This is a genomic window from Shewanella sp. SG41-4 (genome assembly GCF_014164505.1).
Taxonomy (GTDB): Bacteria; Pseudomonadota; Gammaproteobacteria; order Enterobacterales; family Shewanellaceae; genus Shewanella.
In genome coordinates, this window is sequence record NZ_JACJFI010000012.1 from 14,814 (window position 1) to 35,860 (window position 21,047).

Consider the following 21,047-nt stretch of genomic DNA (forward strand, 5'->3'; position numbering starts at 1 on the left):
TTCGTTTCTAAACCATAATGCTACTCAGCATTTTGCTTTTCACACATCAGGATTGCTCTTTGGGATATTGATAACCAATTGCCTGCAAATCTTTTTGGATTAAGCTTTCCGTGCGTTTCTATCCTCTCAACTTGGATCTCAACTTTATCACTACAAAGTTCGCCAGCCTTGTCTGCTATTATCTGCCTAAGTAGTTTATCTCTATTCTGTCCGCTAGGCATGACAACAAATATCTCAAAGGTATTTTGACTGATTTTTCTTGAAGAAATACCATAATAAGACTCGGCTTCCTCTTTGGTGTTGATGTTACCGCCAAAATAGGCTTTATCTGCAGGCCTTTGGTAGTTAACACACCCGGTTAACGATATAAAAATAAATAACAAAATGATGCGAAACATATTTATTCAACCTTATTTTTATTAAGATTTTTAATTGGATAGGATAAAAATAACTCAGTCTAATTGGATTAATAAATATCACTTTTTATATTTATATTTCAACTTAAATTACCTCCAGCATCCATCTTAACCCCTCCTTAACCCACCCATCGGTATGCTTGCTCCATTATTGTGTAATACACAAGTTGGGAGAAGCAGTTGATGATGGTAAAACCGGCGCGACGACACGCAATGCTGGCACTGATTGTAGTGAGCTTGTTGGGCTGCAGTACTGTCGATAATAGCAATTACATCGACCAAGCTAGCCAAGCACAAGCAAAAACAAGCCAGCAGTTAATTGAACAGCTATTAGCCACCAAAAACACACAAGGTGTGCCGTCGCAATCGTTAGCGCGACTCACTGATTTAATCAATGTGCCTGAACTGCAAACTTTTATATCAGCAGCATTGCAAAATAATCCCAGCCTACAGCAAAGCGTAGTGGCGTTAAATATGGCCTATGCTCAGCACGGTATTACCTCTGCTAGTCGTTTACCATCTGTGGATGCCAGTTTTAGCGGTACTTCAACCGAAGACAGTGAAGACAGCTACACTACTGATATTACCGTGAGTTGGGAGCTGGATTTATGGCAAAAAATAGCTGACAGCAGTAATGCAGCGCTAAAAGACATTGCCAGCACACAAGCCAGTTTACAGAGCGCGCAAGATTTAGTGGTGGCCAACGTAATGCGCAGTTGGTTAGACATTAGCCTTAAGCAACAACTCGTGGCGATTGAGACTCAGCGCTTAGCGGTATTAGATAACAACCAAGCCCTTATTTTAGCGCGGTATCGCGTCGGTTTAGGCAGTTTAGAAGATCTGGATAATGCCACTACCAGCGTCGCCAGTACGCAAGCAACATTAGTGGATTATCAAGAACAACTCGCACAAAGTCGCCGTAACTTAACCTTGCTAACAGGGCAGTGGACTGGCAGTGATGTCAGTGTTGATATTAGCGCCCAGTTCCCTACGGTTCTCAATCCAATCGATTCACTCGGTCAGCAAAACCTTGGGCATCGTCCAGACATTAAAACCGCCTTTTACAATATCGAAGCAGAATCATTACGTACCGATGCCGCCTATAAAGCCATGTTGCCATCCATTAGTTTATCCGCCAGTTTGAGTGATATGGCCGAGTCACCAAGTGATGCACTACTCACCGGACCACTATGGAGCGTACTTGGGCAACTTTCAGCACCGCTATTTCAAGGTGGTAAGTTGAAGTCTCAAGCCGAGTTGGCACGTTTAACGACTCAGCAGCGCTATTGGGTCTACCAAGAAACCTTATTAAATGCGGTTAACGAGGTCGAAAATAGCGTTGGCCAAGAGTATTCCCTCGCCAAACAACAACAGCACTTAACCGACGCGCAGCTTAGTGCTCAGCGCAGCTTTGTCAGTTATGAGCAAAAGTACCGCCAAGGCTTAGTCGATATTTTTGATTTACTGACCGTGCAACAGCAAACCTTTGATGTTGAAGCGCAACTTGTTACTACCATTTACAACCGTCTCATAAACCGAATTGATTTAGGCTTAGCGCTAGGTCTAGGAGTCTCGCATGAAGCTTAACCGTGTAAACGTCATCGTCACTGTATTGTCACTGGGCAGTATTGCCGTTGCGTTAGGCTATACCGCATCGCAGTTACCACCTCCAGCGAATAAAAAAGCGCCTGCTGCTGAACAGTCTGTCAAACCTGTCACGACTAGCGCGGCGGTATCACTATTGCCGCAAGTGGGTGTTGTTGTGGTTAATGGCCAAGAATATCAAGCAGAAGTGGTTGGATTTGGTGAAGCAAGGCCGCGTTATGAGCTAACACTTAGCGCCGAAGTAAGTGGCAACATTACGCAGGTTAATCGTCAATTTGAGTCAGGACAGGTGATCAAAAAAGGGGCTTTGTTAGGCAAAATTAACGACACCAGCTATCAACAAGCGTTAACCCAAGCACAAACCGATGTCGCTCAAGCGGAACTCGATTTATTAGAAGAACAACGCCAAGGTGAGCAAGCTAAAGCTGAATGGTTACGTTCAGGTTTGTCTGGCGAGCCAGCCTCACCCTTAGTGCTGCGCACCCCGCAATTAGCCCAAGCAACTGCGGCGCTAGATAACGCCAAACAAGCACTTAAAAAAGCGCAACAAGACGTAAGTTATACCCACATTACCGCACCGTTTGATGCGCTGGTGGTGAGCCGAGATATTCAGCCAGGCAGTTACGTGCAAACCGGCAGCCAGCTTGGCACTTTATACAGCGTAGCCGAAGTTGAAATTAGCGTACCGCTGTCTGAACTGCAATGGCAAAACCTACCTGAGTTTGATAATGCACAGCTGGTTAAAGCGCCGTGGGATGTAACTTTGTTCAGCGCCGATGGTCTTCATCAATGGCAAGGCTACATTGAACGTGTTGAGCAACATTTAACTCAAACTAGCCGCCAACGTTCATTAATTGTGGTGGTCGATAACCCACTGGCACAAGCAACGGATCTGTATCCTGGCACCTTTGTTAAAGCACACATTAACGGTAAATCATTAAGTAATTTATGGCAGTTACCTTCATCGGCTATTTCACAACAAGGTGATATCTGGTTTGTTGACGCCCAAGGATTATTGGCTAAAGCACCTGCGACAGTCGCCTTTGAAAAAGACGGTTTTGTGTATGTGTCGCCCATTGTCACTGAGCAAACTAATGAGCAAATAAATCAGCCTAGTGTCATGCAAATTGTTAAACGACCTTTAAGCAGCTTTAAAGTCGGCACTAAGGTGCTTGCTAAGGTAGAGGTGTAGCCATGTCGAGATCTCTATCTACACACAAAGGAGCAATAGCCTGGTTTGCCAGAAACTCAGTAGCGGCTAACTTATTGCTCATTGGCATGATCATCGTGGGGCTTTTTTCATTAGGTAGCTTACGCAAAGAGGCTTTTCCGAGTTTAGAGCCCGACCGCGTGACCGTGTCAGTCACTTACGACAGTGGCGACCCAGTGTTAGCAGAAGAAGGCATCGCAATTAAAATCGAAGATGCCTTAGAAACGGTGCCGGGCATAAAGCGGATTACCTCAACATCCAATGCCAATGGCAGCAGTGTGATGATTGAGAAAACCAGCTCTTATGATTTAGACACCTTGCTCACTGACATTAAAACCAATGTTGATGCAATTTATAACTTTCCTAGCGAAGCTGAAAACCCTGTTATCGATAAAATGCGCATGCAAGACCATGCCTTATGGATTGAGATTTATGGCGATGCCGACCGCGCGACGTTACAAGCGTTAGCTGAACAACTTAAATCGGATTTGCTCAGCCAAGATGCCATTCATGATCTGGAAATTAAAGCCAAAGCCGAGCCAATGATTTCTATCGAAGTTGACGAAGCCAAGCTGCAAGCTTACGGATTGACGTTAGCGTCAGTCGCCAGTGCGGTGAACGCCGAGTCATCAGCGTCTATTTCGACCAGCTTATACAACGATGATAAAACCGTGCGTTTGAAAGTGGCTCAACAAGCTTATCAACTGCAAGATTTTATGGCGATTCCAGTTATCACCACTAGCCAGGGCTCGAAGATTACACTGGGCGATATTGCCACAGTGAAAGACGGCTATGCCGACGACACCTTTGTGTTGTCGCGTTATAACCAAGCAAATTCAAGCGCCATTGAAATTGTGATGGATGAAAATGGCGATATCGTTAATATTGTCGAGCAAGCTAAGCAAGTCGTTGATAAATGGCGTAATGCTAATGCGTTGCCCGATGGTGTAAATATTGCCACTTGGCATGACAAAAGTACCCTGATTACCGAACGCTTAAGCTTGCTAGTTAAAAATGCCCTCAGTGGTATCGCATTAGTGTTTATTATTTTGGCGTTGTTTTTAAACTTACGCGTGGCGTTTTGGGTTGCAGCTGGTTTGCCGTTTGTGTTCTTCGGCACCTTGTTTTTTATGAGCAATACTTTTGCTGGTTTAACCCTAAATGAAATGACCACCTTTGGCTTTATTATGGCGCTGGGGATTGTGGTCGATGACGCAGTGGTGGTGGGTGAGAGTGTTTATACCACTCGGCAAAAATACGGCGACAACATCGATAACACCATCAAAGGTACCTTAAAAGTCGCGACCCCAACCATATTTGGTGTGTTAACGACCGTGGTTGCCTTTGTCGCTTTGGCCAACGTAGAAGGCCGTTTAGGACAAATTTATGCCCAGTTTGGCACGGTTGTTGCCATCTGTTTGATGCTGTCGTTAATTGAATCTAAGTTTATTTTACCGTCGCATTTAGCCCATATTAATACTCAAAAAAGTGCCAAAAAGTCATGGTTCAACCATATTCAACATGCCGCGGACAGTGGCTTGAAGTGGTTTAGCCGCGTAATTTACCAACCCGTTATTGAGTTTGCCCTGCGGTTTCGTTATGCCGTGGTATTGATGTTTATTGCGGTGTTTATTTTGGTTGCCGGAATGCCGTTAACGGGTAGCGTGCGAGTGGCGTTTTTCCCTGATATTGCTGGCGACACAGTTGTCGCTGACTTTTCAATGCAAAACGACGCCAGTTTTGGCCAAACCTATAAAAATTTAATGACCTTAGAAAGCGCTGCTAAACGAGTGGATGCAGAGCTGGTGGCGCAACAACAAGACAGTGAAAATGACCAAGACAGCTATTTAACCAGTTTGCACGTTATGGCAAGCAGCAGTGACTCTGGCCAAGTGCAGGTCGAGTTGGCAACCAACAGCCCTTATACCCTTAAAGAGTTTACTCAAAAGTGGACTGAACAAGTTGGCCAAATGGAAGGCATTAAAAAGCTTAAAGTATTATCGAAAAAAGAAATGCTCGATAACTTTAAAGTAGAGATTAAAGCCAGTGATACAGAGTCTGTATTCGCTGCTGGCCAAGCACTAAAAGCCGCAATAGAAGTGATGGACGGTGTGAGTGGCATTGACCACAATCTAGATGCAGGCGACCCACAATATCGCTTTGAATTAACAGCGCAAGGGCGCGCATTAGGATTTGATACCGAAACCTTGTCGAGTCAGATATTGCAGTCATTTGGCGGCGGAGTGGTACAACGTTTTCAGCGTGGTAAAGACGAAGTGAAAGTGCGCGTTCGTTACCCCGATGAAGATCGTCAAACCTTTGAAGATATTCAGCTTGCCAATGTGAGAACCAACGACGGGACTATTGTGCCGTTGAGTCACGTAGCCCAGATTTTTAATGATTATCAACCGTCGAGTATTACCCGTATCGACAGCCAGCGGGCGGTATACATCAGTGCGGTATTAGACAAAGATAAAATTGCTTCAAATGAGTTGGTTAGCCAGCTTAAGCAAACATTGGTATCGCAGTTAGAAGTACAGTACCCAGGTGTGAGTTTCAATTTTGCCGGCGAAGCTGAACAGCAAGCCGAAACCACAAGCTCGATAGAATCGATGTTTGTGCTGGCGCTGATTGCCATTTATGCCTTGTTAGCCATTCCGTTAAAGTCGTATATACAGCCAGTGATAATCATGACTGCAATTCCGTTTGGTATTGTGGGCGCAATTTTAGGCCATTGGTTGAATGACTTAACCATTAGTATTTTGTCGTTAAACGGTATTTTGGCCCTAAGTGGCGTGGTGGTAAACGACAGCTTGTTACTGGTGTCGCGATATAACGAATTAATTAACGAAGAAGGCATGTCGGTACACGATGCAATTGTTGAGTCATGCACCGGAAGACTTCGAGCGGTATTGCTTACCTCGGTGACCACCTTTGCGGGCTTAGCGCCATTATTAGGTGAAACCTCGTTACAAGCACAGTTTTTAATTCCTGCCGCAGCGGCGCTAGGGTATGGTATTTTATTTGCTACCTTTATCACCTTGATTTTGACGCCATCGTTGCTGTTAATTCAATGCGAGTCTAAGGCTTTTATACATAACCTGATGACCAAACTGCGCCCAAATCGTGACGTGGCAACGTCGTGATCAACCAAGGAATGAGTGACATGAACACCGACAAACTGCAATTGTTACTGGTTGAAGATGACCTCGACTTAGCTACGGCGGTGATCGAGTATTTAGAGCTAGAAGATATTCTTTGTGACCATGCCGCCAATGGGCAAGTTGGGCTTAATTTAAGTTTGCAGTATCAATACGATGTGGTGATTTTAGATTTAAACTTACCCAAAATGAATGGGTTGCAAGTGTGCGAGTCGTTGCGCATGCAAGGTATGGATGTGCCAGTGTTAATGCTGACTGCCCAAGACACGTTAGACGATAAGCTAACTGGCTTTGCTAAAGGGGCTGATGATTATTTGGTGAAGCCCTTTGCCATGGAAGAACTCATAGTGCGAACGCGAGTGTTAGCGCGTCGGCGCAGTGGCCAAGTCATGCGCTTATCTGTCGGTGACTTAACTTTAGATTTACAACAAAAGCAGGCGTATCGCGCCAATGAGTTAGTAAAGTTATCGCCGACCGCGTTTAAGATTTTAGACGTGCTAATTCGAACAAGCCCTAATCCGGTGTCGCGAGAAAAGCTCATGCAAAGTGTGTGGGGCGATGATCAACCTGACAGTAACAGCTTAAAAGTACATATTTTTAATTTGCGAAAACAGCTTGATGCTGAGCATGACGTAAAGTTACTGCACACGATTAGTGGCCATGGCTTTGCCATTAAAGACGCAGAGCTTTCATCATAGCGATGACTACATAATGTATTGATTTAAATTACGACAGCAATAGGAATACCCCTACGTCATGAAATTAAGACCGAGTCTGCGAATTTTTGTGCTGCTGGTAATGTTATTTACTGGCATTAGCACCATTTTAATTTTATCGGCATTGAGCGTGCATTATTATATCTCTGGCATGGACAAAGTCATGCTGGCGACGATGTATGCGCATGGACAAGAGCAAGTTGTAACCGACGGGCACCCTAGCAAATCACAATTGTTTACTGTCGCCAGTCGTTGGCAGGATTTACCAAAAGATATTCAACTACACATTAAGCAGGAGCCCAGCGAGTTTAATGTGTTACACAAAAATATTATTGGCGGTTCACCGTTAAAACCACCAGAAAAAGGCTTTTTTGTCATCAAAGTGCTTAAAGGTGACCAGATCCGTTATGTCTCGAGCATTTTAGATAAAAAAATGGGCAATATTCCTCCGCCCAAAGATAAACCCTTTTTTCTGGTGATTCTTGCTACCGCCATTTTTAGTATTGTGATGTTTACGCTGATATTGCTGTTAATGATGCGCAAAGTGACTTTGCCGATTGAGCGCCTAAAAAATTGGGCCAAAGAGTTAGATAGCAAACAACTAGCAGACCCTGCGCCAGATTTTCATTACAGCGAGCTAAACACATTAGCCAATATTGTTAAAACCAGTTTAGGTACTGTGCAGGAAAGCTTAGATCGCGAGCAACAATTCTTAGGCTATGCCAGCCATGAATTACGCACCCCAATAGCGGTGATCCGTACCAATACTGAATTACTGCAAAAGCTGATAAGCAAAGGCGGTAGCGCTGAAAAACAAGCTCAAGTCGTTAACCGCATCGAACGTGCTGGGCTCACCATGACCGATCTCACCGAAACCTTATTGTGGTTAACACGACGTGAAGGTAAAAGTTTGCCGTTAAAAGAGGTTAATTTAGGTCAGCTTATTCGCCAGCTAGTGCAAGATTTAAGGTATTTAATCCACGGCAAAAATATTGAAATCAGCATCGAAACCGATGACTCTGCTCACCAACTCCCTGACACGTTATGCCGGATAATCATTACCAACCTCATTCGCAACGCTTTACAGCACACTGTTGAAGGTAGTGTGACTATTCGCCAGTCAGCCACATCGGTAAGCATCGCTAATCAGTGTAAGTCTTATGCTAATAGCTTTGAAGAGTTAGGCTTTGGCTTAGGGCTTGAGTTAACGACCAGACTTATTTCGCAATACGACTGGGATTATCAAAATATAGATACTAATCGCGGCCGCAAAGTGTCTATCGATTTTAGCCGTTAACGTTTAAGCCGTTAACGTTTAAGCCGTTAAGATTGGCCTAAGATTAGCGCCTAAGATTAAGCTGCCAACTGTTGTGTGCATTCTTAATAAACACCACCGAAGCCACCGACATAATCGGTGGCTTTTTTGCGCGAGTCATCAGAGCCAGTGGATCTTGTTATCTCTATTTAGATAAACCGTGCATTATAATGTAATGATAATTATATTATCATCAGGTGTTAACTTAATTCGATTGTACTGTAAGGTAATCGGCCTATAATGAGGGGTATCTTGACGCCGTACTAGGTTATGGGATCGCCGCAATGAAATATCGCACACATTTATTTTCTCTTCGTATCGGGCATGCACTCCGAGAGTCTTTAAAAGACGCTCCCTACAATGCCAATGCATTCACTAAAGATTTATTAGCCGGCTTAACCGTTGGCATTATTGCTATTCCATTAGCAATGGCGCTTGCGATTGCCATAGGGGTCGCACCGCAATACGGGTTGTATACCGCCATTATTGCTGGATTTATTATCCCGCTCACCGGTGGCTCACGTTATAGCGTGTCTGGCCCTACCGCCGCGTTTGTGGTGATCCTCTATCCCATAGTGCATCAATATGGTTTGTCAGGGTTATTGCTTGCCAGCATGTTATCCGGACTAATGTTGATCATCATGGCGTTGTTTCGCTTAGGCCGTTTTATCCAATATATTCCCGAATCAGTCACCTTAGGGTTTACGGGTGGTATTGCTGTGGTGATTGCAGTGCTGCAAGTTAAGGACTTTTTTGGTCTAACTATTACCGAGATGCCAGAAAGTTTTGTCGGTAAAGTAGCAACCTTAGTTCAAGAAATACCAGGGTTTTCTGGGCCAACATTGCTGGTGGGATTAAGCACCTTAGTAGTGTGTATTCTGTGGCCTAAACTCAAGTTGGCGGTACCCGCACATCTTCCTGCAGTGGTTGTGGCGAGCATTGTGGCGCTGGTACTAAATCAACTCGGTTTTCATGTGGCGACAATAGGTTCTACGTTCAGCTTTACCTTAGCCGATGGCTCAATCGGTGCAGGTATTCCCTCTATGCTGCCTGACTTTGAATGGCCTTGGCTTCGCGCGCAAACGGGTGAAGTGCCATTGGTACTCACTTGGCAATTAGCCAGTGACTTATTATCTGCCGCCTTTGCGATTGCCATGTTAGGCGCAATTGAATCGTTACTGTGTGCAGTGGTGCTAGACGGCATGTCAGGTAAAAAACACAGCGCCAATAGCGAATTACTTGGGCAAGGTATCGGTAATATTATCGCGCCATTTTTTGGCGGTATTACCGCGACCGCTGCCATCGCACGTTCGGCGGCTAACTATAAGTCGGGTGCGGTAAGCCCAATCGCGGCCATGATCCATGCGGTGGTGGTATTAGTGTCTTTGTTATCACTCAGTACTGTTTTGGCTTATATCCCCATGGCGGGCATGTCGGCGCTGCTTATTATGGTGGCTTGGAACATGAGCGAAGCACCTAAGATTGTCCACCTTGTTAAAAAAGCCCCTGCCAGTGAAATACTGGTGTTGATGGTGTGCTTGTTACTGACCATATTTTTCGACATGGTGATTGCGATCAGTGCTGGGATCATTTTGGCGTCGTTATTATTCATGAAACAAGTGGCCGACATGACCAAGGTGCAAGACATTAGCGAGCAGAAAAAGCACGTGCATGTTGAGTTACCGCCACGCTGGAAAGTGTTTAAAATTAATGGGCCATTATTTTTTGCTGCCGCCGACAGTGTGTTTGGTGAGTTGGCGCATTTGAGCGGCGACCAAGATGGGGTGATATTGTATTTCGACGGGGTATCGCTTTTAGATTCTGGTGGTGTCTCGGCGCTGTATAAGTTTATTGATAAATGTAAGCGTGATAATACTCGAGTATTGTTGGCCGATTTTCAATTTCAGCCACTTAAAACCTTAGCTAAAGCAGGCTTTAAGCCTGACGGCGTGCAGTGCGTGACGTATTCAACCTTGGCTAGTGCGCTGGATGATGTGGTGGCGGGAGCGTAACAACACCTTATAGGCCAACAAACCTATAGGGTGTTATTAATAAGTTAACTGCGATGACGCTTTGTGAGTTATTGGGCTGGTTTAGCGACTTCAATATACTGCCAAGAGTCTGCAATGTGCAGCCTTGCTGAAGTCACTTGCTTATTTCGCTCAACATTAATGTGGTTAGTTTGCTCTGACCACAACTCTTGCAGGGCGGTCATCTTAAGATAAAAACCGTCCATATTGGTGGTGATCGGCGTTTCCTGATAAACCCACAAGTACTTGCCTTCTAATTCAGTGCCAACGTAAGTAAGCGTAACCGGATGTTGCTGCTGATCCTGCATCGAAAAAGTCGAAATAGCATAATAAGCAAACGCTTCACGGCCAACAGGATCGCCGATCAGATCGGTACTTTTATCGATCACTTGTTGGGCTGCGTGTTCAGCATCGTGTAAATAAAACCGATGCTGGACTTCTAACATGCCGCTACGCTGATTAAATACAATACTGGTGTAAGCTTCTTTTTGCTGGTGGGCTGTGGCATTGCCCGCCAGAAAACTCAAACCGACAGCGATTATTCCGACAAACAATGATAGGCGCATTATTTCTTCTTCACTTTGATTTCAGGCTCTTTCAGGGCTTCTTTGTTGTCATGCATAATGTCGCGATACTTATTGCCCTTACGTTCCTCTTCTTTAAAGGCCTCGATGCGTGACGGAATAATTTGTCTTGGGTAATAGTTGTTTTCAATATCGACATCGGCTGTTTCGCCGCGACGATCAACCACGGCAGACACTAAGATTTTGTCTTTGTCGGTGACAATGAGTTTACTGACTTCAAACGGTGAACGGCGCCAAATTTCTGCAGGCAGCACCAATGACTCGGTATCACCATTTTCAAACGTCAGTTCAAGTAGAATTGGCATCACTAAGCCACCTAAATTGGCAAAGTTAAACACGTAATAGTTTTTATCTTCTTTGAGTGCACGAGCGAGTGCTTGCTGCTCCCATGGGTCTAGCTCGGCGTGTTTTTTGTTGTACTTGTTGCGTTCTTTATTGGTGACACTAAATTGATCATATTGGTCATGATAATCAACGTTGTCTGAATTAAGTTCTACCCAGGTTTTTAGGCCACTTTGTTGGTTGCGCTCAACCGAATAAGGCATGGGTTTGTCTTTATAGTCTTGACGGCGGCGATCAAAATCAATATCAGGATTATTGCTGTCTAAGCGCAATTTATAAATGCGATCTAGCGAGATATCAACATGATCTGTGGTGTAAAACCAGCCACGGAAAAACCAATCTAAGTCGACACCAGAGGCTTCTTCCATGGTGCGGAAAAAGTCGCTTGGGGTAGGTCGCTTATTCATCCAACGACGGCTGTATTCTTGAAAGGCAAAATCGAATAGCTCACGACCTAATATTACTTCACGTAAAATATTCAGTGCCACAGCGGGTTTAATATAGGCGTTTGGACCCAGTTGCAACACACTGTCTGATTGCGTCATCACCGGTACTTGCACGTTAGACTTCATGTACTCAATAATGTCACTTGGCTCACGCCCCCACGGTAAATTAGGGTCCCATTCACGTGTCGCAATACCGTCTAAAAAGCTGTTTATACCTTCGTCCATCCACGTCCATTGGCGCTCGTCTGAGTTCACTATCATCGGGAAGTAGTTATGGCCGACTTCGTGGATCACTACGCCGATTAAGAATTGTTTTTCCGACAAGGTATAAGTACGACTTTCATCGTCGTGCCAAATGGTGCGTGGACCATTAAAGCTGATCATCGGGTATTCCATGCCGCCAACAGGGCCGTTTACACTAATGGCTGCAGGGTAGGGATAATCGAAGGTAAAACGTGAATAGACTTCAAGGGTGTGAATAACAGACGCAGTTGAATAACGCTGCCACAACTCGCCGCCTTCTTTAGGATAAAACGACATTGCCATTACTTGTGGGTTCTGGCTGCCTTTTTGTTGATAACCTTGTGCATCCCAAATAAATTTACGTGAAGATGCCCAAGCAAAGTCGCGTACGTTTTCAGCTTTAAAATGCCAGGTCTTATTACCTTTAGCCGTGCTTGATTCGTTAGTAAGGGCTTCGTCTTCCGAGACAATAAATACAGGCTTTTTGGCTGTTTTAGCTTTATCTAAACGTTTGATTTGTTCAGGTGATAACACCTTTTTGCTGTTTTGTAATTCTCCAGTGGCCGTCACGATGTGATCACTCGGTACGGTCAAACTGACATCGTAATTACCAAACTCTAGGGTAAACTCGCCGCTGCCTAAAAACTCTTTATTGTGCCACGCTTCGTAGTCGGAATAGCTGGCAACTCGCGGAAACCACTGCGCCAATAAGAAGATATCATTACCGCCTTCACGTTTGTCATCTGGGAAGTGCTCATATCCAGAACGTGCACCCACGGCGTCTTCTTCTAAAATGTTATAGCCATAATTAATGCGTAATTGAGTCGATTTATTGTGGCTTAACGGGGTGGGTAAATCGACGCGCATTTGGGCGCCGACAATAGTGTATTTTACAGGCTTATTATTAGTGTCAGTAACCGCCGTTATTTGATAACCCAAGTTATTGTCAGCTAAAAATTGTTGACGACGAAGATCACCTAAACTGATTTTGGCAAAGGCATTATCACCATAAGTGTTGTTGGCACTAACGCTACCATCCACACCATTAAACGCGGCGCTGCGTTCAGACATCGAATCTGATTTAAAACGATTTTGTTCCAGCTGTAGCCACAAGTATTTAAGCGTATACGGCGAGTTGTTGTGATAAGTAATCACTTGCTCACCTTGAATGCGACGCTTTTTTTCATCAAGAGTGACATTGATTTTATAATCAACTTGTTGTTGCCAGTAGTCTTTGCCTGGTTCGCCAGCAGCATTGCGGTAATCGTTTGGTGTGGGGAGGCTTTCTTCAAGTTGACGAAACTTGTCTACAAAATGACCTTTGCTTTGGACAATTTCAGAAGCCGAACTTGTAAGAATAACTGAACTGGTTAATGCCAGTAACAGCAGCTGACGATACACGCGCATAAATACTCCTCTGACGTCAGCAAGCTGATGCCAATAATCCCAAAATGATGATTTGTTATATTTTTTGTTGGCGGAGTGTAACTAAATTGACTCTGTTATGCAGTGATAAGAGTGTTACGAAGTTTTGCACCTTGCTGATGCCAATTCCCTATGGCATAACAACTGTAAGCAAGATTAATTAAAGCTAGGCAGGAACTTTTGCAGGTTTTTATGACGGGCCTCATCTGAGGTCAGTGCCGGTAATATTTTGTATTTACTCATAATCTGTTGATATTCGCCATTCGCTTTTAGCATGTCGATGCCGTTAGCAAAGGTTACGGCATAAGCTTTATTGCGTGGATTAAAGCCAACATATAATGGCACCGGTTTGCCAATAGTGCCTGCATAGCGAAGTTGCAGAGTTAAGTTTAATTGACTGGCGGTGTACTCAATGACATTTTTGTTGTCGATGATGACCGAATGACGTCCTTTTACCAGCCGAATAATATTCATCGCTAATGGGTCTCTACCCGAGGCAAAGTAGGTATTAGGATGTGCAGCAAACCAAGCATCGAGCTCAACACCATAGTCATAACCACTTACGATAGCAGCTTGTTGAGTGTTATTGAGGTCGGTAACCTGCTCAAATGCTTCGTTACTACCAACAAGTGTATAAAAGTCGTTGCTGTTATAGCCGACAATTACATCAGCATTAATCAATTGATTTTCGGCAATGGCGCTAGACGTCAATGCCAGTACAGCGTCAATGTTGTTTCTTTGCAGTTCAATCAGTGCACGTTTATAGGGAAGGATCTGAAATTCAATCGGTTGACCTTGGATTTCAAAAGCGCGACGCGTGAGTTCTACAACGTAGCCTGTTTGGTTGTCGCAGATATAAGGGCACCAAATATCAGAGGCGATACGTATAGGTGTAGCATGGGCGTGAATACTGAAAATAGACAGTAAAACGAACAGGTACTTTAACAAGTATTTTGCTCCATGTGTTGAACGGGCGGGTATAGTAATTGTTTAAAGTGTTTAGGCAATCTTTTTTGATTAAAAAAGATACTACTTTATGTTTTGCTAACAAACATGCCGGTTTTGTGAACAGTTAGCGGCTGCCAGTAACAGGCTATTCATTATAGTTACTTTTTAGCAACAATTAAGCGAGGTGATATTTTTATGGCAATACTAAACAGACAATTTACTCACGTAGTGGTTGAGCAACCTGGCGAGCCCAGCGTGATGACCATGACCCAATCAACGCTTGCGATGCCAACAGAAGGCCAAGTGACGATTAAGGTTTACGCTGCAGGCGTGAACGGGCCAGACATTAAACAGCGCGTTGGTGCTTATCCACCGCCAGCAGATGCTAGCCCGATTATTGGTTTAGAAGTCGCTGGTGAAATTGTTGCCGTGGCAGACGATGTTACTCAATGGCAGGTTGGCGATAAAGTGTGTGCCTTAGTGCCTGGCGGTGGCTATGCCGAGTTAGTGAATACTTACGCCGCCCATTGTTTACCTATTCCTACCGGTTACAGTTTTGTGCAAGCTGCCGCGCTACCTGAAACCTTTTTTACCGTATGGGGTAACTTGTTTATTCGCGGTGGGCTTAAAGCCGGTGAAACGGTGCTTATTCATGGGGGATCTGGTGGTATCGGTACTACTGCGATTCAAATGGCGAGTTGTTTAGGCGCAACGGTATTTGCGACCTCTGGCAGTGCAGATAAATGCAAATATTGTCTTGAACAAGGTGCTAGCGTAGCGATTAACTATAACGAGCAGCATTTTGTTGAACCGATTTTAGAAGCAACAAATGGATTAGGCGTTAACGTCATCATGGATATCGCGGGTGGCGACTTTATTAACGAAAACCTCAAAGCCATAGCAACTGACGGACGTATGGTGTCGGTTGCCATGCAACGCGGCCCTCAGGCAAACGTGGATATATTCCGTATTATGGCCAAAAGAGTGGTTTGGACGGGGTCAACATTACGACCACAAAGCGTGGCGAATAAAGCCCTTATTGCAGAAGGTTTGGCTGAGCATGTATGGCCGTTATTAAATAGCGGCAAAATGAGTATTCCGATTGATAGCGTGTTCCCATTCTCTCAAGTGGTAAAGGCGCATGAACTTATGGAGTCGGGTAAACACAAAGGCAAGATAGTGTTAGATCTGCAAGCAGATCCTCGTTAAGCGAATTAACACCAACCCTGTTAACCCTGTTAACCTTGCTAATTTTGTGGTGTTAATTAACGATATATTTTGATAAAAAACTTGAAGCTTGATTTATTTAAGCTAAAGTCGTGATCACAAAGTGATTGGCCTTAAAGTGGTTAATCACTTTTGTGGGAGGTTTATTTTGAGAGAAAAATGACAGTAAAGTGTAAAAAACTGGCGACAATCGACATTTTTATGCAATTACTCGAAAAATTCATCGTTTTAGGCATTGATTCTCAGAAATATTCTGTTTAAATACCCACACAAATACAGAACAGATAATCGTGGCGCAGTCTGAAGATGCTATCTTCAATAATCCTGCATCATTTTTAGAATATGTGTTGATTAAGGGCGTTAGCATATATGTATAACACTGCAAAAAAACAACTTTGGTTTGGTGAGTTAAGAACATCGAAAGGTAACACTATCGTCGTTCATGATAATCAATTGCCAGAAGCGTCACCAGGACGCATTTTTATGTACAACACTATCCGTAATACGATTGTGGAGTACGTAGAAGACATCGTTAAAGTTAACTTACACGACTTAGATGAGCAGCAAACAAAAGCTGCTATGGCTGAGTTTGGTGATGCTTGGAAAGCGGCACGTAGTGAGTTTATGGCAAAGCATCAGTTACGGATTGATTTATCAAAAGTACCCGATACAGCGCCACCGCGTAAGGCTAAACCGGCTCCAGAGCCAGATGAAGCGATTAACGCCGATGATGACATTCCAGAATTTGATGATTCAGATGATGACAATGACAGCTTTGATGACATGAGTGATAGAGAAGACGATTAAACCCGCAGACAATATTGAGTCTTTGGCTCAGTATTTTTGTTGTTTATCTTATCATCCTGCTTATATTTGCTATAGATTACTGACCGCATAAGGAATAATTCATTATTCCTTATGCGGTTTATTCTTTGTCGAAACTGTCGACAATAATCGCACCCATGGATGCAGGCATCGCGATTAAAATAATCCGCTTAAACGCTAAAATTGGGTCGGTAATTAATGGTAATTTATTTAACGCCAATAGCACCACGCTCACCACTAATAGCGTCAATATATACGCTGCAATTACCCGCAAAAAAAATGCTTGTCTGCGCCTAACAATATTTGCCTGAAACACACTTTGATAAGCAAACAAAGTAATAAATGCCAGCGACAATACCACCACCAATACTAAATTTAATGTTGGTAAACTGGCCGATAATCGCCACGCTTCTTCAGAAAACGCAATCGGCACCGACAGGGCAAAAGCCCCAACGGCAATTTGGCCAATATCTTCGGCATTAAAATTGGGTTTAACTGGCGGATTATTCTGCATCAAACTGATATCGAGTGATGTGGTGATATATCTTACCTGGCGTTACCCATACATCGCCGGGTAAGTCAGGTTGATTAGGTGAGTCGGGTAGCATTTGCGGTTCAATGCACACCGCTTGATAGTCGTTTAATACTCGCTGCTTTTTACCTACTGTGCCTTGCAAAAAGTTTGCGCCATAAACCTGTACCCCAGGCTGATTAGTATAAACAGTCATACTGCGGCCGCTATTGGGACTGGCTAAACAGCCAAATCGTTGTAAGTCTGCACCTGGATTATCTAACACATAACAATGGTCGAAACCCTTGGTGGCAGCTAACGCAGGTCGCTCGGTTTGCACCGACATAGGCGTGGGTTTTGCCATGTCTACATCGCTACCCGCGGTAGGTTGCATTGAGGTAGGTATGCCAACATCATTCATTGTGAGGTACTTTGTGGCATCCACCTGCAAGGTATGCTGCTCATTGGTGTCGCTGCGATTACCGTCTAAATTAAAGTAGCTGTGTTGGGTTAAACTAATAGGACAGGCTTTATCGGTACTGGCCAGCATTTCAACGTACAAGTTATTACCCACTAAACGGTAATCGAGTTGCACAGTACAATTGCCCGGAAATCCCATGTCGCCGTCTGGACTTGTTAAAGTTAAGCGTACACCATCACTTAAGGTGCCAAGCTGCCACAACTTTCGATTAAAGCCTTCAACACCACCGTGCAAACAATTGCTCGCTTGGTTAACGCTAAGCTGATATTCATGACCATTATAGTGGGTTTTACCATTGGCAATACGATTGCTATAACGTCCTGCTATCGCCCCTAAATGAGCTTGTTGAGCAAGATAATCTTCGACACTGTCGCAGCCTAAAACGATATTTTTGCGTTCATCGTTGCGATCTGGAGTCCATAATGATCGAATGATGCCGCCTAAACTTAATACTTCAAGTGCGATGATGCCATTATCAATTCTAACCCGTTCAATCTCACCACCACGGGGATCTTGCCAAGGTTCCAGCACACTAAAACGTACCATTTATGCCTCTCTAATCTGTTAATTATTAGCCGATGCGTCCTGCACCGCCACTTGCTGAACATAAGTATATTGTTGCTTCGATACCGGTTTTCTTAAAATATTGGTTCTCAACAAGGCTAATCACCTCATCGGTGAGGTCATGATTGACCAACGCCAATACGCAACCATCGCTCATACGCACACCGCCTTGTTCGCCTATTAATGTAGCAATCATGCTCACTAAAGTGTCAATGTCGGTTGTGATAATGTCGAAGTCATCGCGCATAGATGCTTGAGACTGCGCCATTAACTGACTAAAACGGGGAATATTGTTCTGCTGCAAAGCTCTGGCAGCATTACTGGTGCGCTGATTTTCGGTGATGATATGACGCGCTCGACGAAATTGGACATCGCTGAGTAAATCTTTATCTGCTGTGAGTAAGCTTAATGATAAATCACGCAGAGAATCGAGACCCAGTAACTTAGTTATTTGATTACACTCTTGTTTGCGTTGCTCAAATTGCAGTGTAAAGCCATGACGGTCTTGTTTTAGGTCGATTACGATTAAGCTGAGTTCTTCGGGCAATAACACCGATTCACTTTCTAATTCTAAGCAATCAATCAATAAAGCATGGTCTGGTTCTGCCATTGCGCTAATGATTTGGTCCATCATGCCGCAATCTAACAGCATAAATTGGCTTTCGCCACGCTGAGCCAATTGGGCAATAGCGATAGGAGATAAGTTTAATTGGCTGGCATAACTGATAGCAGTGCCAAAAGCAATTTCAAGCGCTGCCGACGATGATAAACCGGCTCCCAATGGCACGTCACCCACAATGGCTAAATCTAAGCCCTTTGCTCGTAAACCCGATTGGTTCATGGCGGCTGTAACGCCTTTTAAGTAGTGACTCCAATCATCGCCTGCAGCAACCGGGCCTTCCTCACCAAAGTGCCATTGCTTAATTTCCCCTGGGAAAGCCGTTGTCACAGCGCGAAATAAATTATCATCACGATGCTTTACAGCAATAACAGTGTGGAAATTAATAGCGGCAGGTAATGCGAGACCTTCGTTATAGTCGGTATGTTCGCCCATAATATTAACTCGCCCGGGCGCTTGGTATAAATCATCTGGCTTGGTGCCAAATGTTCGAACAAATAATTTAGTAGCGCGTTGAGCAGGGTTTGACATACTTCAAAAAATCCAACAAAGGGAGACATGAAAAGACTTGGTTAGTTGAGTTATAGCATGACTCTACCGTGTCTGTAACTGAGATTTTTTTATCCGAAGCAAAATTGAAAATACGCTGTAGTAAACAAAAACGCCTAGAGAGTTAACTAGGCGTTTGCAATGGGTGATTAGTTTTATGATGGCGACTCAGATGTGGTTTCGTTTGTCGCTGGCTGAGTTGGCTGATCATTATTAGCCACCACTGAACCGGCTACCAGTTCTGGCGGTGAATCGAGCAGCTCTTTAATCACATGGTCAACAAAACCGGCACCTGCAGCTTCATACAAGTTGTACACAGTATGAACACCAGACTCTTTTAATGACACGGTATCTTCAGTGTATTGAACAATGGCGCTGATTTTCCCCTCGTAGTTAATTTTTTGCAGTTGTTGCACCGCAAATAAATTACCTACGTGATGCGGCATTGCCAGTAAGACCAACTCTAAATTTGGTGCCCGTTCTAGCTTTTCCCAAAAGTCAGTATCACCAGCGTCACCTTGCACTACGTTACGGCCTTGGCTACAGTGAAAATCGACTAACTCTTGTTTATGTTCAATCCCTAAAATTTCACCGGTATATTTTGAACGCAGCTCATCATAAGCACCGGAACCAATTCGTCCCATACCTAAAATTAAAAAGCGTGGATTACCAATGCGAATTTGACGATCTTCAGGGTGTAAAGGGTGACGTTCTAGCTTTACCAGCCTAGCTTGATAACGCAAATAAATTTTTGCGACGCTGTTATTTAATGGCGCGGCAAATAAGAAACTTATGCTTAATGCGACCGCGATAATGATAAGCCATTCAGGTGGTAACCAACCTTTATGTGCCGCAACCGCAGCGACAATTAAACCAAACTCACTGTAGTTACCCAAGTTAAACGAGGCGAGCAGCGAGGTTCGCGACCGCAGCTTAAAGCGAGTTAACAAGTAGACAAACATCAAAATCTTAACTGGGACCAACACCACTAAAATAGTGGCTAAGCCGATATCGGCTAATGTCGGTAATCCGTTCAAACCAATGGTTAAGAAAAATGCGACTAAGAATAATTCTTTAAAGAAATAAATCGATTTGGCTAATTCGGAAGATTTAGCATGCCCCGCTAATAAAATACCCACAATCAATGCGCCTAAATCGGGTTTCAAACCGACGGCTTCAAATAACCATGCCCCCACCACCAATGCCATAACAAGGCCAAATAAAACCAGCATTTCACCGTGACCGACGCGATCAAATATTTTATAAATTAGTGGTCTTGCAAGCGGCAGTAATAGCAATGCGAATGCCCAAACAGATGGAATGTTACCTTTAGATATGGTTAAAAATATCACCGCGAAGATGTCTTGCATAATCAAGATACCAATCGCTACTCGGCCATAAAGTGACTGCATATCACCGCTGTCTTCGAGTACTTTTACCGCAAATACGGTACTGGAAAAACTCAATGCAAAGGAAATGAGCATTAGCTGATTGAAGCTAAATCCGTCGAGTTGCTCTATGCCTAAAAAGCCCAATAGCTTAAGCACTGGCACAAAAAATAGAATTGAACCAATTAAATGTAAGCTTGAACCCGCCCATACTTCGGCTTTAAACAGGCTCTTCAGGTCAAGTTTAAGACCAATGGAAAACAGCAGTAAGGTGACACCTAGGTCAGCAAGCTGCTGCAAAATAGGTAAGCTAGTGTCTTTAATGCCTAAGGTGAACAATACAAAACCAGCAGCAAGATAACCAATCAATGGAGGTAAACCGACCCGACTCACAAGCATGCCGCAAAGTAGGGTGATAATCAGAATAGCGGGTTCCATAAAA

16 protein-coding genes are annotated in these 21,047 nt (G+C 44.0%); 8 read left to right on the forward strand and 8 right to left on the reverse strand.

The annotated features are described in order from the left end of the window. Positions 1 to 20: 20 nt before the first annotated feature. A complete protein-coding gene (locus tag H5202_RS02510; protein WP_182770660.1) occupies positions 21 to 398 on the reverse strand; it encodes a hypothetical protein in 378 nt (125 codons plus the stop codon). 201 nt (positions 399 to 599) lie between these two features. Here H5202_RS02510 and H5202_RS02515 point away from each other — a divergent pair, with 201 nt between their 5' ends. From H5202_RS02515 to dauA, 6 genes are all read left to right on the forward strand, one after another. Continuing rightward, the gene (locus H5202_RS02515; RefSeq protein ID WP_182770661.1) at positions 600 to 2,003 is read left to right on the forward strand and encodes a TolC family protein; all 1,404 of its coding nucleotides are present in this window, start codon (positions 600 to 602) and stop codon (positions 2,001 to 2,003) included. Continuing rightward, the gene (locus H5202_RS02520; protein ID WP_182770662.1) at positions 1,993 to 3,213 is read left to right on the forward strand and encodes an efflux RND transporter periplasmic adaptor subunit; all 1,221 of its coding nucleotides are present in this window, start codon (positions 1,993 to 1,995) and stop codon (positions 3,211 to 3,213) included. Before H5202_RS02515 ends, H5202_RS02520 begins: the two co-directional genes overlap by 11 nt. A gap of 2 nt (positions 3,214 to 3,215) precedes the next feature. Beyond that, a complete protein-coding gene (locus tag H5202_RS02525) occupies positions 3,216 to 6,377 on the forward strand; it encodes an efflux RND transporter permease subunit (protein ID WP_182770663.1) in 3,162 nt (1,053 codons plus the stop codon). Positions 6,378 to 6,397: 20 nt separating this feature from the next. Further along, complete coding sequence (locus H5202_RS02530; RefSeq protein ID WP_220493743.1) at positions 6,398 to 7,090, forward strand: response regulator transcription factor; 693 nt, start codon at positions 6,398 to 6,400, stop codon at positions 7,088 to 7,090. A gap of 58 nt (positions 7,091 to 7,148) precedes the next feature. After that, positions 7,149 to 8,405, forward strand: a complete 1,257-nt coding sequence (locus H5202_RS02535; protein ID WP_011639090.1) for a sensor histidine kinase — start codon at positions 7,149 to 7,151, stop codon at positions 8,403 to 8,405. Between the two features lie 302 nt (positions 8,406 to 8,707). Continuing rightward, positions 8,708 to 10,435, forward strand: a complete 1,728-nt coding sequence (gene dauA / locus H5202_RS02540; RefSeq protein WP_182770664.1) for a C4-dicarboxylic acid transporter DauA — start codon at positions 8,708 to 8,710, stop codon at positions 10,433 to 10,435. 68 nt (positions 10,436 to 10,503) lie between these two features. On the opposite strand, the gene H5202_RS02545 is transcribed toward dauA, so the two are convergent. The 3 genes from H5202_RS02545 to H5202_RS02555 form a co-directional block, all read right to left on the reverse strand. Further along, on the reverse strand, positions 10,504 to 11,019 hold the full coding sequence (locus H5202_RS02545) for a DUF6702 family protein (RefSeq protein ID WP_182770665.1): 516 nt from the start codon (positions 11,017 to 11,019) through the stop codon (positions 10,504 to 10,506). Further along, on the reverse strand, positions 11,019 to 13,475 hold the full coding sequence (locus H5202_RS02550) for a M1 family metallopeptidase (protein WP_220493744.1): 2,457 nt from the start codon (positions 13,473 to 13,475) through the stop codon (positions 11,019 to 11,021). The genes H5202_RS02545 and H5202_RS02550 overlap by 1 nt, the downstream gene beginning before the upstream one ends. A gap of 174 nt (positions 13,476 to 13,649) precedes the next feature. After that, a complete protein-coding gene (locus H5202_RS02555) occupies positions 13,650 to 14,441 on the reverse strand; it encodes a substrate-binding periplasmic protein (protein ID WP_182770666.1) in 792 nt (263 codons plus the stop codon). Positions 14,442 to 14,636: 195 nt separating this feature from the next. On the opposite strand from H5202_RS02555, the gene H5202_RS02560 reads away from it, so the two are divergent. Together H5202_RS02560 and H5202_RS02565 are read left to right on the forward strand one after the other, a co-directional pair. Then, positions 14,637 to 15,650 carry an NAD(P)H-quinone oxidoreductase gene (locus tag H5202_RS02560; RefSeq protein ID WP_182770667.1) on the forward strand — a complete coding sequence of 338 codons (1,014 nt, stop codon included), beginning with the start codon at positions 14,637 to 14,639 and terminating at the stop codon, positions 15,648 to 15,650. Between the two features lie 387 nt (positions 15,651 to 16,037). Beyond that, a complete protein-coding gene (locus H5202_RS02565; protein ID WP_182770668.1) occupies positions 16,038 to 16,475 on the forward strand; it encodes a hypothetical protein in 438 nt (145 codons plus the stop codon). 118 nt (positions 16,476 to 16,593) lie between these two features. Here H5202_RS02565 and H5202_RS02570 read toward each other — a convergent pair whose 3' ends face one another. From H5202_RS02570 to H5202_RS02585, 4 genes are all read right to left on the reverse strand, one after another. Then, on the reverse strand, positions 16,594 to 17,007 hold the full coding sequence (locus tag H5202_RS02570; protein WP_182770669.1) for a DUF2391 family protein: 414 nt from the start codon (positions 17,005 to 17,007) through the stop codon (positions 16,594 to 16,596). Next, entirely contained in the window at positions 16,997 to 18,031 is a 1,035-nt protein-coding gene (locus H5202_RS02575; RefSeq protein WP_182770670.1) for an aldose epimerase family protein, read from the reverse strand. The genes H5202_RS02570 and H5202_RS02575 overlap by 11 nt, the downstream gene beginning before the upstream one ends. Positions 18,032 to 18,056: 25 nt before the next feature. Beyond that, positions 18,057 to 19,199 carry a galactokinase gene (gene galK, locus H5202_RS02580; RefSeq protein ID WP_182770671.1) on the reverse strand — a complete coding sequence of 381 codons (1,143 nt, stop codon included), beginning with the start codon at positions 19,197 to 19,199 and terminating at the stop codon, positions 18,057 to 18,059. A 173-nt stretch (positions 19,200 to 19,372) separates the two neighbouring features. Further along, positions 19,373 to 21,043 carry a cation:proton antiporter family protein gene (locus tag H5202_RS02585; protein WP_182770674.1) on the reverse strand — a complete coding sequence of 557 codons (1,671 nt, stop codon included), beginning with the start codon at positions 21,041 to 21,043 and terminating at the stop codon, positions 19,373 to 19,375. Positions 21,044 to 21,047 lie beyond the last annotated feature (4 nt).

Bases quoted from the DNA above. Each gene is read 5' to 3' on its own strand.
- H5202_RS02510 (WP_182770660.1), bottom strand. From the start codon at position 398: ATGTTTCGCATCATTTTGTTATTTATTTTTATATCGTTAACCGGGTGT.
- H5202_RS02515 (WP_182770661.1), top strand. From the start codon at position 600: ATGATGGTAAAACCGGCGCGACGACACGCAATGCTGGCACTGATTGTA.
- H5202_RS02520 (WP_182770662.1), top strand. From the start codon at position 1,993: ATGAAGCTTAACCGTGTAAACGTCATCGTCACTGTATTGTCACTGGGC.
- H5202_RS02525 (WP_182770663.1), top strand. From the start codon at position 3,216: ATGTCGAGATCTCTATCTACACACAAAGGAGCAATAGCCTGGTTTGCC.
- H5202_RS02530 (WP_220493743.1), top strand. From the start codon at position 6,398: ATGAACACCGACAAACTGCAATTGTTACTGGTTGAAGATGACCTCGAC.
- H5202_RS02535 (WP_011639090.1), top strand. From the start codon at position 7,149: ATGAAATTAAGACCGAGTCTGCGAATTTTTGTGCTGCTGGTAATGTTA.
- dauA (WP_182770664.1), top strand. From the start codon at position 8,708: ATGAAATATCGCACACATTTATTTTCTCTTCGTATCGGGCATGCACTC.
- H5202_RS02545 (WP_182770665.1), bottom strand. From the start codon at position 11,019: ATGCGCCTATCATTGTTTGTCGGAATAATCGCTGTCGGTTTGAGTTTT.
- H5202_RS02550 (WP_220493744.1), bottom strand. From the start codon at position 13,475: ATGCGCGTGTATCGTCAGCTGCTGTTACTGGCATTAACCAGTTCAGTT.
- H5202_RS02560 (WP_182770667.1), top strand. From the start codon at position 14,637: ATGGCAATACTAAACAGACAATTTACTCACGTAGTGGTTGAGCAACCT.
- H5202_RS02565 (WP_182770668.1), top strand. From the start codon at position 16,038: ATGTATAACACTGCAAAAAAACAACTTTGGTTTGGTGAGTTAAGAACA.
- H5202_RS02570 (WP_182770669.1), bottom strand. From the start codon at position 17,007: ATGCAGAATAATCCGCCAGTTAAACCCAATTTTAATGCCGAAGATATT.
- H5202_RS02575 (WP_182770670.1), bottom strand. From the start codon at position 18,031: ATGGTACGTTTTAGTGTGCTGGAACCTTGGCAAGATCCCCGTGGTGGT.
- galK (WP_182770671.1), bottom strand. From the start codon at position 19,199: ATGTCAAACCCTGCTCAACGCGCTACTAAATTATTTGTTCGAACATTT.
- H5202_RS02585 (WP_182770674.1), bottom strand. From the start codon at position 21,043: ATGGAACCCGCTATTCTGATTATCACCCTACTTTGCGGCATGCTTGTG.